The 12081-nt window shown below is 39.8% G+C and carries 10 protein-coding genes; 5 read left to right on the top strand and 5 right to left on the bottom strand.

The window, feature by feature from the left end; genetic code table 11:
• Nucleotides 1-119: 119 nt before the first annotated feature.
• Nucleotides 120-374, bottom strand: a complete 255-nt coding sequence (locus ACE1AT_RS25270) for a GNAT family N-acetyltransferase (RefSeq protein WP_374873425.1) — start codon at nucleotides 372-374, stop codon at nucleotides 120-122.
• A gap of 55 nt (nucleotides 375-429) precedes the next feature.
• A complete protein-coding gene (locus ACE1AT_RS25275; protein ID WP_374873427.1) occupies nucleotides 430-1962 on the bottom strand; it encodes a serine hydrolase in 1533 nt (510 codons plus the stop codon).
• A 190-nt stretch (nucleotides 1963-2152) separates the two neighbouring features.
• Between ACE1AT_RS25275 and ACE1AT_RS25280 the strand changes: the two genes are divergently transcribed.
• Nucleotides 2153-3601, top strand: a complete 1449-nt coding sequence (locus tag ACE1AT_RS25280) for a RecQ family ATP-dependent DNA helicase (RefSeq protein ID WP_374873429.1) — start codon at nucleotides 2153-2155, stop codon at nucleotides 3599-3601.
• Between the two features lie 80 nt (nucleotides 3602-3681).
• On the opposite strand, the gene ACE1AT_RS25285 is transcribed toward ACE1AT_RS25280, so the two are convergent.
• The 3 genes from ACE1AT_RS25285 to pheS form a co-directional block, all read right to left on the bottom strand.
• A complete protein-coding gene (locus ACE1AT_RS25285; RefSeq protein WP_374873431.1) occupies nucleotides 3682-4347 on the bottom strand; it encodes an MAE_28990/MAE_18760 family HEPN-like nuclease in 666 nt (221 codons plus the stop codon).
• Nucleotides 4344-5450: a DUF262 domain-containing protein gene (locus ACE1AT_RS25290; RefSeq protein ID WP_374873433.1), complete on the bottom strand. Its 1107-nt coding sequence runs from the start codon at nucleotides 5448-5450 to the stop codon at nucleotides 4344-4346. The genes ACE1AT_RS25285 and ACE1AT_RS25290 overlap by 4 nt, the downstream gene beginning before the upstream one ends.
• Before the next feature lie 441 nt (nucleotides 5451-5891).
• Entirely contained in the window at nucleotides 5892-6884 is a 993-nt protein-coding gene (gene pheS, locus ACE1AT_RS25295; RefSeq protein WP_374873435.1) for a phenylalanine--tRNA ligase subunit alpha, read from the bottom strand.
• A 451-nt stretch (nucleotides 6885-7335) separates the two neighbouring features.
• On the opposite strand from pheS, the gene surE reads away from it, so the two are divergent.
• The 4 genes from surE (at nucleotide 7336) to ACE1AT_RS25315 (ending at nucleotide 11853) form a co-directional block, all read left to right on the top strand.
• A complete protein-coding gene (gene surE / locus ACE1AT_RS25300) occupies nucleotides 7336-8130 on the top strand; it encodes a 5'/3'-nucleotidase SurE (protein ID WP_374873437.1) in 795 nt (264 codons plus the stop codon).
• A 376-nt stretch (nucleotides 8131-8506) separates the two neighbouring features.
• Nucleotides 8507-9403, top strand: a complete 897-nt coding sequence (locus ACE1AT_RS25305) for an MBL fold metallo-hydrolase (protein ID WP_374873443.1) — start codon at nucleotides 8507-8509, stop codon at nucleotides 9401-9403.
• A 225-nt stretch (nucleotides 9404-9628) separates the two neighbouring features.
• On the top strand, nucleotides 9629-10744 hold the full coding sequence (locus ACE1AT_RS25310) for a bifunctional riboflavin kinase/FAD synthetase (RefSeq protein ID WP_374873439.1): 1116 nt from the start codon (nucleotides 9629-9631) through the stop codon (nucleotides 10742-10744).
• 200 nt (nucleotides 10745-10944) lie between these two features.
• Complete coding sequence (locus ACE1AT_RS25315) at nucleotides 10945-11853, top strand: AAA family ATPase (protein ID WP_374873441.1); 909 nt, start codon at nucleotides 10945-10947, stop codon at nucleotides 11851-11853.
• The last annotated feature ends 228 nt before the right edge of the window (nucleotides 11854-12081 follow it).

Genomic DNA, 12081 nt, shown 5'->3' on the forward strand with positions numbered 1-12081 from the left:
GATTTATACTACCAGGGTTCTGGATCAGGAGTTGTCCACTTGACCTACTTCGTTTTTTATCTGTGCGCTTTACCGCTAAAAACATAATATCATCAAAGTCGTCCTTCTAGGACGAGGCTTTAGACCCAGGTTTTTGGTAAAGCGATCGCAAAGTTCACATCTTTACCTTCACTGAATGCTGCTGGATGAGTTTGAATCCACTCTTGAGCCATACCATCTTCATAAGGGTGGGGAATATTAAGAGTCATTACAGCAACTTCCCACGCACCAGCGAAATTCTGAACATCGTCTGCATCTGCAAGGCAAAATGGTCGTAGAATCAGTCTTTGGGTTTGCAAAGTTGGTTGCTCAAGCTGATAAATAGTTTGATCCATAAATTTATCTAGGCATTGTATTGTTAATGTAGTTATATACTACAAAAAACCAGTTCTATCTACCATTCCTTATACCCTCAAACACAAGCCGAGAAATATCCGGGAAAACATTTTGACTAGCAGCGTAGGCTGGATCTTCTCCAAAAATAGCAATGATATAACGAGTTTTGCCGTCTTTAGTCGCCACATATGCGACTTCTTGACGAGACGCTGTAGTCCAACCAGCTTTAGAAGCAAAAACAAGTTGATCTGCATCTGTGGCTAAAGATTCACCTAAAAAATTCTCTACAGGATTAAACTCACCTGGATCAAGTGGCTGTAATTTCCATGCTTCTGGATGCAAATCTCTAGTTAATAAATTAATCATTTGTTCACTATATTTAGCCCCAACTGCTTGATGAGTAAAAATTTCGTACATCAATCTAGCAGTGTGGTATGTTGTAATTTTATTACGCCTGGGATAATGAGAATTCTCACCACGTAACTGTAAATCAGCACCTTTGGGTTCTGTAACTTTTAAATAGAAAATCGGATAAGTTTTTTGACTAACATTAATATCTTGATATCCAGCATTTTGAAAGAAATTATTTAATAATTGCCGCTGTTGCTTCCATGCTTGGAATTGTTCCTGATTTAATTTCTTTTCATAAGAATAAGTGCCACTGATCAGGTCTACTATACGACTAGCTGCATCGTTATCTGATTTCAAAATCATTGCCTTCAACTCAGAATTTATAGTGTAAGTAAATGGGATTAAACCTTGTTTGATTTTGGCTTCCAGGATAGTCATCCAAAATAGCTTTACTACACTAGCCGGATATCTAGGCGAGTCTTGCTGATAACCGGAAATAGTATTTTTATTTAAATCTATTAATGTAATTGACAAACTCTGAGTTGGTAATTTTTTTTCTTTAACATAGTCTAATATTCTGTTTATATGACTATCTAATTCTTCACTTGCTTGAAATTGAGGAGGTACTTTGATATTATATGTTAAATCTGAATCGGCTTTTGCTAATTGAGAAGTTGATTCTAATGGTAAATTAACTGGTTGATTGGGTACATTCGGTTGATTGATAAAAGGAATTTGGGTATTAATATTTGTTGGTAAATTAGGTGAATTTGATTTGTGTAAAATCACTGTCGATGGTTGCACAGATGAATTATTAATAGTTTCATTTTTTTGCCCTTTTAATATCTTTGCTAATAATAAATTGATAAAAAGCAAACTCACGATTGCCATTACAACTAAAGCAATTAGCCCATAAACTTGTAAATGTGATAGTTTTGTGAACTGAGATTTACTTATCTTGATTACTTCTTTGATCTGAGGTAGATTTGATTGCTGTTTAGCTATATTTGGCTTTTTTTGATGATATAGTTTTTGTGGAGGGGAACCATAAATATGATTTTGGATAAACTCAGATGCTTGCTTTTCGCCATGATTCAATTCTTTCAGTTGCCTTTGAAATTCAATATTTTGTTGTTGGAGATTTTCAATAATTTGATAAGCATGTTGTAACTTGGCTTCTAGTTCGGCAATTTTGCGATCGCGACTATTTAGTTGTCTTTTGGATTGCTGATCCACAAGCTGTACCTTGAATCAATAAAATTTTCAACTGCAAGAATACAGGCATTATAAGGTAAAAACTCAAAAATTAACTTTGACGTCGCAGCAAAACAGGAAAACAAATAAGCTGCACGAGTACATAAAATTACTGAGCCAATTACTTCTCAGTAGAGGATATATTCAAAATTAATTCCATTTGCTACTGCTCATGAATAACTCTGCAAAAATATCCTGGAATGACGTCCTGATTGCATTTCAAGAAATTTGGGGTTACGAAAATTTTCGTTCGCCACAGGGAGAAATCATCGAAATTTTATTGGTAAAAAAGGACGCATTAATTATTATGCCTACTGGTGGAGGAAAATCTATTTGTTTTCAACTGCCGGCGTTGTTACAAACAGGATTAACTTTGGTGGTTTCACCTTTAGTAGCGCTGATGGAAAACCAAGTTCAAGAACTACGCCAACGTAACTTAAACGCCGCACTTTTACATAACGAATTACCTTCTTGGCAGCGACGAAAAACTCTGCAAGCTTTAGAACAACAAAAGTTGAGATTATTATATTTATCGCCAGAAACTTTACTCAGTCCACCAGTGTGGCAAAGATTATGTCAGCCACAACTGATAATTAATGGCTTGATTTTAGATGAGGCACATTGTTTAGTGCAGTGGGGAGAAACTTTTAGACCAGCTTATCGAAGAATTGGGGCGGTGCGGGCAGCGTTATTGAAATCAAAACCAGCAGGAACAAAAATAACACTAGCCGCTTTCACCGCCACCGCCGATCCTCTAGCCCAAAAAACAATTCGAGAAACTCTACAACTAAATCAACCAGCAGTATTTCTATTAGACCCCTATCGCCCTAATCTTAACCCAAGAGTTCGATTAATTTGGACTCCACAGGGCAGAAAGCAACAATTATTAAAATTCATCAGAGAAAAAGAAAAAACAGCAGGATTAGTTTACGTTCGCAGCAGGCGAGATAGCGAGAATTTAGCTACATGGCTGCAACAGTTGGGTTACATTACAGCCAGTTATCACGCGGGACTCGGTGCAGAAGAACGTCGCACGATTGAAACTGCTTGGATCGAAGGAAAAATACCATTTGTGATTTGTACTTCTGCCTTTGGTATGGGGATAAACAAGCCAGATGTACGTTGGGTGGTTCACTTTCACGCACCTTTATTGCTATCGGAATACCTACAGGAAATTGGACGCGCCGGACGAGATGGTAAACCAGCAGAAGTAATGACTTTGGTAAGCGAACCTACGGGGTGGCTAGATCCAGAAGACAAGCAAAGACAGAAGTTTTTTGCAGATAAAATGCGATCGCAACAGCTACAAGCACAGCAATTAGTGAAAAAATTGCCCAAAACAGGCGAAGTGGATGCAGTTACAAGACAATTTTCCGATGCTGCGATCGCTCTTTCTCTCTTGCACAGTAGTGGTAAACTCAACTGGCTTGACCCTTTCCACTACACGATTGTGTCTGATACAAAAAATCAGCCTTTAACACAATTACACGCCGCCAAGCAGACGAATAAATATCTTTTTACCAAACAGTGTCGTTGGCAATTTTTGTTAAATGCCTTTGGTTTTAATAAAGAAGCTGAGAATTGGCGTTGTGGACATTGTGATAATTGTTGTAGAGACTAAGATTTTATAATTGCAGCACGTGCTATATCCAAGTAATTGTAGCACTTATCTAATGAATAAATTTTTTAGGATTTTTTAGATTAGGGTAATTTAATAGATGCATCTCGACAACAATATTGTTTAGTAGAAGCACAATTATCTATTTGATTTCTAAAATTATCCATTATGGCGACAACTTGTGTGTGCAATTCATCATATTGTCGTTCATCTATATCAAGATGATTGCCATGAGCTATCATATTTCTTTTTTTTAGTAATTTTTCATCTATTAATATCTCTTTTGACTCATAAAAACTGTAGGTCAAACCAAGCATACATACTATTTCTTTAAATACTGATGATGACAAATTAGACGTAGTAATCCTATTTTCATATTTGATTATGCTTCTTTCACTAAGTTTAGACATGAAAAAATCGGCAATTTCACTATATATAGTTGCTTTATTAGTTTCTCTAGCTTGCTCCAATTTATCTTTCATTGCCAAGGCTATGAAATTATTTGAGAGTTTATTATAAGGAAGACTCTGCATAGCTACAAACTCTAAGTAACTATTAGCTGCTACCTTAATAAACCCCTCCCAATGAGCATAAAGCATAGTAATTCCACTGCGAATTAAGGCTTTTTGCTTTCCAGGGGAAGATGACTTTAAATCAATTAGGGCTTTTAATGCTGAAAGCTCTTTTTTTCGCCATGCAAGTTCTTCTGCTAGCTTATCGCTGAGTTGTTCTAAAGTACGTATTTTCATAAATTGAACATTTGACGACCAAAAGGAACTAGCTTTGGTACTCTTCGCTGTGCTGTAGTGCCTGAACCTGACCAGTTTGTATAATCAGGACTTATCCAAATTTTTTTCACTATCTCTCTGATATTAGTGTGAGAGTTAGATAACTTTTCATAATTAAAACCAATCCCTAAAGCTATTACTTCATATGCAGATACTAGAAAACCTCCCAAAAATTTATCCTTGTTTGGTGAATATCGGCGAAAACTATCACTTCCCATCTGTTCATACAGAATTTCAAAAGTTTTATTAAAAGCTGTTTCTTCTTCATAATAGTTATAGTTTTTATTTTTAGCCATTTCTACCATTTTATCAGTTAAAAATCCATTTAAGTCATTACCGATTCTCTTCATTTCTCTTTCTTCAAGAGTTCTAAATACCAGAAATCTAAGTAGTAATTCCATATCATATTGTTCTTCAATTGGTCTTTCACTAAGAGCTATGCATTCTCTAAACCTTTCACTTTGACATAGATTTTTCATCCAATGAAACATTTCCCTGTTAAACATTACAAGGATACAGTTTCTTACTTCTTGAGGAGTAGCTATTGAACCTCCTGTATTTAAGCGTTGAAATAATTCATACTTTGCAATTTCATCACTTTCTTTAAGTAGAATAGTTGCATCAATTTTGGATCTTTTAATTAAAAGACGCTGAGCTTGCGTTAGAGAATTTCCTACATCATATGGGTCATCCCATTTTTTCCCTTCCAGATGTGGTAAATACTTAGTATGTTCTAGAACCAATGGCTCAAGTATATTGTGATCTTCGTCCTTGAGTTTTCCAACAAACTCGTAAATTGTAGATAATCTTTGAAGACCATCTACAACATCCCAAACACCATCCTCTCGTTGAGCAACAAAAATAGGTGGAATAGGTATGCCTAGCAAAATAGATTCTATAAGGCATGTCTTTTGAGTATTAGACCAACGGAAAAATCTTTGAAACTCCGGGTGTATATCGATTTCTTTATTTTCATAAAGGCTGATCCATTCTCCAATTGACATTGAATAGTTATCAGCTCTAATCTCTTGCCTCATTTTGTCGATTTCTTCTTGAAGTTCCATATTTTTAGTCCAAAAACGATTTACATAGGACTTACGCATTGACAGAAGGAATTAAATATGGGTATTGATTTTCAGGCATTCAAGTTTGATTTTTTCACCATTAGCCAGCGATCGCGCTTTGATCTAAAGCTAGTAGCCAATAGCCTGAAACAATGGATTTTCGTTGATACACATGATAGTCATTTTGTACAGTGCGTAAGTCCTATTACATTTATAAAATATTAGTATTTTAAATAGATTCTAATCTATGTAAAAATACTTAAAATTAAGATTATTAACCTGTGCGTTTTTCTTGTACACCTCAATTAAAATTAAGCTTTCACAAGAAGGCTAGATACGAAGGAGATAAAAATTTTTAAAGCCTGCGTATGCAGGCTGGGTTTATGTAGTTTTACTCTTACAAGAGAAGAGTGAAACTTTCTGTGACACGAGTCTAATTCACTAAAACTGCTGCAAAAAGCGCAAATCGCTGGTATACACACGGCGAATATCATCGAGTTGATGTAGCACCATTGCAAAGCGTTCCACACCAAAACCAGCAGCAAAGCCAGTATAAACTTCTGGATCGTATCCTACTGATTTCAAGACGTTTGGATCGACCATCCCGCAGCCCATCACTTCTAACCAGCGTCCATTCCACTGCAAATCAACTTCTGCTGATGGTTCTGTAAACGGGAAATAACTGGCCCGGAAGCGGATAGGCAAATCGCCAAACATTTGTTGCAAAAATGTCTTGATTGTGCCTTTGAGGTCAGTAAAAGTTAGTCCCTCGTCAATTGCTAAAAGTTCGATCTGATGAAAAACTGCCGCGTGGGTAGCATCTACGTTATCTCTCCGATAAACCCTCCCTGGCGCAACAATGCGGATTGGGGGTTCCTCGGCTTCCATGTAACGAATTTGTACCGATGAGGTTTGAGTCCGCAACAAGTTACCATCTGGTAGGTAGAAGGTATCTTGCATATCACGGGCGGGGTGATCGGCCGGGGTATTTAGTGCCTCGAAATTGTAGTAGTCTGTTTCCATTTCTGGCCCAGCAGCTACGGTATACCCCATACCGACAAAAATATCCAGCGTCTTGTCGATCATACCGTTGATTGGATGGACTCGACCTTGGGGGCGATAAATTCCCGGCATAGTGACATCTATAGTTTCCGCCTCTAGCTGTGCCTGGATTTTAGCTGCTTCGAGAGTAGCACGTTGTTGGTCAAGGCTGGTTTGCAGTGCTTCTTTAACTGTATTGGCGATCGCTCCAATTTTTGGTCTTTCTTCGGCTGGGAGTTTGCCCATACCACCGAGAAGCACTGATAAACTACCTTTTTTGCCAAGGTACTTGACTCTTAGTTCTTCAAGAGTTTCTAAAGTAGCAGCAGCTGCGATCGCTTTTTCTCCTTCCTCTTGCAGTGCCAACAGTTGAGTCTCTAAATTACTTGTCATTAGTTAATAGTCATTGGTCATTGGTCATCGGTCATCGGTCATTGGTCATCGGTCATTGGTCATTAACTTTGGACTAATGACAAAGGACTAATGACAAAAGACTAATCAAATTAATTAATAAGTCAATTGTGCATCAAAGGCAACGGTTGCAACACAACCTCATTACTACCAGTTTAGAATCTCAGGAGTGGAGAATGGAAAATCGATAATTGTTAAACTCATCCACCCAAAAAAGAAATAAGGCGGACACAGGAAAAAATTCTCCTTTTTCCCCCTTGTCCCCCGTATCCCCCGTATCCCCCTTGTCCTCCTTGTCCTCCTTGTCCCCCGTGTCCCCCATTCCTCATTCCCCGTTCCTTTTTTTTCCACTTGTGATTTAAGACATTGACAATTGACCAAAGACTATTGACTAATGACTTAATGACAAATTACACATGCACTCACTCAACAGATGAAATTGCTTATCAGTAACGATGACGGTATTTATGCCTTGGGTATTCGTACTCTTGCAAATACCTTGGCAGAAGCAGGACATGAAGTCACTGTTGTTTGTCCAGATCGCGAACGTTCTGCTACTGGACATGGACTTACCTTACATCAACCCATTCGCGCTGAAGTTGTCGAGTCTATTTTTCATCCTGCGGTCAAAGCTTGGGCTTGTGATGGTACTCCCTCTGACTGTGTAAAATTAGCACTATGGGCTTTGCTAGATTCTCCCCCCGATTTAGTCCTTTCTGGTATTAATCAAGGTGCGAATCTGGGAACAGAAATTCTTTATTCTGGTACGGTTTCTGCGGCAATGGAGGGCTTAATTGAAGGTATTCCCAGTGTGGCACTTAGTCTTACTAGTTTCTCTTCTAAAGATTTTCAACCCGCAGCGAAATTCGCCAAAATCTTAGTGGACTATTTAGCGGTAAACCCTCTGTTGGATTTGATGTTGCTTAACGTTAACATTCCTGCTGTGGAGTGGGAGCAAATTGCCGGAGTCACCATCACTCGCCAAGGAGTGCGACGCTATGTTGATGTTTTTGATAAAAGAATTGATCCGCGTGGTAAAACTTACTACTGGTTAACAGGAGAGGTTTTAGAAGACATAGAGCCACCAATAGGATTAAATTTGCCTCAAGATATACCTATGGACGTGCATGTTATCCGTGATAACTACATTAGCGTGACGCCATTACAATACAACCTCACCTACGGCACAGGGTTGCATCAACTATCTCAGTGGGATTTGAAATTGTAATCAATTTTAGGAGTACTGATAATCCTAATGTAATGGTTAAATACATCACGATTAAATATAGGCTATAAAGTAGGAGCTAACTTGCATTGCAGATAAGCCTTACAACAACTCCAAAAAATTTGAAACTGACGTTATGGTTTACCTAATTTATATTGAGTAAAATCAACATAGACCAAAGTGTGTTTTTTTACCAACTAAATCACTCTCACTCAAAAGAAGTGAGACTGCATAAACTTAATACAACTAGTAACATTTTTGATTGACCGATAATTCCTTAATGTTACAAGCTCCTCCCGATGGTTAGGGGGAGGGGCTGTGGAACCAGTCTAAAATCTAAAATCGGATGACCGTCCGCTCAGTCCAGCAAGCAACACCCATGTCAAGGATAGACAATCAATTTAACGTGCATTTTTGGGGCGTTCGCGGCAGTATTCCCTGTCCGGGACCAAACACCGTTCGTTACGGAGGTAATACCTCTTGCGTCGAGATGCAAGTGAATGGCAAACGCTTAATTTTCGATGGTGGCACGGGACTGCATGTTCTAGGGCAATCTTTGTTGCCTAAAATGCCTATAGAAGCTCACGTATTCTTCACTCACTCCCATTGGGATCACATGCAAGGTTTTCCCTTCTTTTCACCGGGATTTGTGAGGGGAAATACCTTTCATATTTATGGTGCGATCGCTCCTGATGGTTCAACCGTAGAACAGCGTCTCAATGATCAGATGCTACATCCAAATTTTCCTGTTCCCTTGCAGATTATGCAAGCAAACTTAGATTTCTACGATGTTATACCAGGGCAAGCCATACACATTGATGATATTACTGTAGAAACGGCTCCCCTTAACCATCCAGGTGAAGCAGTTGGATACCGAGTCAACTGGCGTGGTGGTGCTGCTGTTTACATCACCGATACCGAACATTTTGCAGACAGACTGGATGAAAATGTCCTGTGGTTAGCTCGTGATGCTAATATCCTGATTTATGATTCCACATATACCGATGAGGAATATCATTCACCGAGTAATCCTAAAATTGGTTGGGGACACTCTACATGGCAAGAAGCTGTGAAGGTAGCCAAAGCCGCTAATGTTAAGACACTAGTAATTTTTCACCACGATCCTGCCCATGATGATGAATTTTTAGATCGTGTCGGGGAAGAAGCACGGCGGAAATTTCCGACTGCTGTGATGGCACGGGAAGGAATGGTGCTTCAGGTTCCTGTTTCCGTTCCTTTATCAGAATCTTTTCCTATTAGTAAGTTTTCTGTGTAGATATTGCCAAGGAAGCAATTCTAGATTTTAGATTAGATTGGTGATCAAGAGCTTATTCTACAGGTAAGCGCCCTTTGGGTATCTGTGGTATGAGTTAGTCACAAGGCAAAAGTGGATAGCACCAAATGTCTTGAAAGCTTCTACCACAGGCCAAAAACGCCCACAAAGGCTATTTGCCTGAGAGTTAGCAAAAAAGCTGAACAAACCTAAAATCCCAGAATCGACGTGCCAAATCTGTCTCAAAATGGGTGTTCTGTGTGGGTAACATCTTCAACTGAACTGGCTCTGACGCCAACTGCTGTCGCGCTTGGCAAGTTTGACGGTGTACATCGCGGTCATCAACGAGTGATTCAACCAATATTGAAGGATAGGGGGACACAGGGACACTCTGACGCATCTGAGAACATGGCGACAGGGGGACACTCTGACACGGAGAATCTCACCACGTCTCCCACTCACCGCGTCACTGCGTCTAGTGAAGCCGCGTTATCCAAAGACCACATTTACTCGACCGTCGTCACCTTCGATCCTCACCCCCAAGAGTTTTTTACAGGTCAACCCCGGAGTTTGCTCACACCATTGGATGAAAAAGTCCACCAGTTGCGATCGCTTGGAGTACAACAACTGGTACTATTACCCTTCGATAAAGAACTATGTGCTTTGACTCCAGAGGAATTTGTAGAAAAAATTCTCGTCCAGCAATTGCAAGCAGCACAAATTAGCGTGGGGCAAGATTTTCGTTTTGGCTTTAAACGCACTGGTACTGCTCGTGACCTACAAATCATTGCTGCTAAATACAACATTCCTGTTAGCATCGCCTCTTTAGAAACTTGTGCAGAATCTCCAGAAAATTATGCTGAGGTACACCAACAGACTCGGATTAGCAGCTCACTGATTCGTGAAATTCTTGCTAGCGGGGACATCGAACAAGCTAATCAATTGTTGGGACGACCTTATACGCTGGTCGGTACTGTGATTAAAGGTCAACAACTTGGTAGAACTATTGGATTTCCCACCGCTAACCTCGAATTGCCCAAAGACAAGTTTCTGCCTCACACAGGTGTTTACGCTGTCCGTATTTTTACTGTTAGTGAAACATTAGATATTACAGGAAATGGCTATTTTGGTGTTATGAATATAGGCAATCGCCCCACAGTCAATGGTGTTTATCTTTCGGTAGAAGCACATCTATTTGATTGGTTTGGTGATTTATATGGTAAAAAGCTGGCAGTGCATCTAGAAAAGTTTTTGCGGCCAGAACAAAAATTTCCGAACCTAGAAGCCCTAAAAACCCAAATTCACCTAGACTGTACTGCTGCTAGAGCGTTTTTTAAGTGTTGAGTGTTAATTTTGTCTCGCTAGGGGAACACTAATTGAGGGGAGAAGGAGAACAAGGAGAACAAGGGAGAATATTTTTTCTTTGTTTCTCCTACTCTGTCACCTCGTCTTCTCCCGTACTCTGAGAGAAACCGCTTACGCGTCTACGCGTAGCGTCTCCGTAAGGAGAATCCCCGATCCCCGATCCCCAATCCTCAATTTCTATGAGAGACAAAATTGACGCCCTCACACAAAATTTGGCTTACACCATTGTTGGCAAAAATGAAGCAATCCGCTTAGTATTAGTCGCCCTATTAGCTGGTGGTCATGCTTTACTCGAAGATGTGCCGGGAGTCGGTAAAACTCTCTTAGCAAAAGCACTCGCCCGTTCGATTGATGGCAAGTTTCAAAGACTACAATGCACCCCTGATTTACTACCTACTGACATCACCGGAACCAATATCTGGAATCCTAAAAGCGGCGAATTTCACTTTCTTCCGGGTCCAGTATTTGCCAATGTCCTGTTAACTGATGAAATCAACCGCGCCACACCCCGCACCCAGTCGGCTTTACTGGAAGTTATGGAAGAACAGCAGGTAACAGTCGATGGCGTTTCTCGTGTTGTTCCCACACCATTTTTTGTAATTGCTACTCAAAACCCCATTGAATATCAAGGTACTTTTCCTCTCCCAGAAGCACAGATGGACAGGTTTATGTTGTCCTTGAGTTTGGGTTATCCTTCTGAAGAAGAAGAACTACAAATGCTGCAACGTCTGCATAAGGGGGTAAATGTTGCTAATTTACAACCTTGTATTAGCTTGGCAGAAGTCCAAGAATTGCAACAAATCTGCACTCAAATTAAGGTAGATATCTCTTTGCAACAATATATCCTCGACTTAGTGCGGGCGACCCGATGTGATGAGGAAATCACCTTGGGGGTAAGTCCCCGTGGTACAGTAGCGTTACATCGGGCTACTCAAGCACTGGCTTTTTTATTGGAGCGTGATTATGCTATTCCCGATGATGTAAAATTTCTGGCTCCTTACGTGCTTGGTCATCGTCTGATCCCTACAGGCGGACGCAGTGTAAAAGCTGTGATGGAAAGATTATTACGCGCAGTACCGATTCCTTAAGTCATTCCTCATTACAATAGCAGAATTTGCAGACTTAGAATATTCGGAACATCAGATTGCGATCGCCTGATGCAATTAACTAAACGCGAACTGTAGTTTTGTAGGTTGGGTGTAGCGACAGCGAAACCCAACATTATAGTCTGGTTAATGTTGGGTTACACTCCGTTCCACCCAACCTACATAATGTCCTTTTTGAAAAACTCCTCTTTTCAAGATGGACGAGGTTTA

Origin of the sequence: Pelatocladus sp. BLCC-F211 (genome assembly GCF_041928655.1) — a bacterium.
Taxonomy (GTDB): Bacteria; Cyanobacteriota; Cyanobacteriia; order Cyanobacteriales; family Nostocaceae; genus Pelatocladus.

Coding starts and splice junctions, on each gene's coding strand:
- ACE1AT_RS25270 (WP_374873425.1), bottom strand. CDS start 374: ATGGATCAAACTATTTATCAGCTTGAGCAACCAACTTTGCAAACCCAA.
- ACE1AT_RS25280 (WP_374873429.1), top strand. CDS start 2,153: ATGAATAACTCTGCAAAAATATCCTGGAATGACGTCCTGATTGCATTT.
- ACE1AT_RS25285 (WP_374873431.1), bottom strand. CDS start 4,347: ATGAAAATACGTACTTTAGAACAACTCAGCGATAAGCTAGCAGAAGAA.
- ACE1AT_RS25290 (WP_374873433.1), bottom strand. CDS start 5,450: ATGGAACTTCAAGAAGAAATCGACAAAATGAGGCAAGAGATTAGAGCT.
- pheS (WP_374873435.1), bottom strand. CDS start 6,884: ATGACAAGTAATTTAGAGACTCAACTGTTGGCACTGCAAGAGGAAGGA.
- surE (WP_374873437.1), top strand. CDS start 7,336: ATGAAATTGCTTATCAGTAACGATGACGGTATTTATGCCTTGGGTATT.
- ACE1AT_RS25305 (WP_374873443.1), top strand. CDS start 8,507: ATGTCAAGGATAGACAATCAATTTAACGTGCATTTTTGGGGCGTTCGC.
- ACE1AT_RS25315 (WP_374873441.1), top strand. CDS start 10,945: ATGAGAGACAAAATTGACGCCCTCACACAAAATTTGGCTTACACCATT.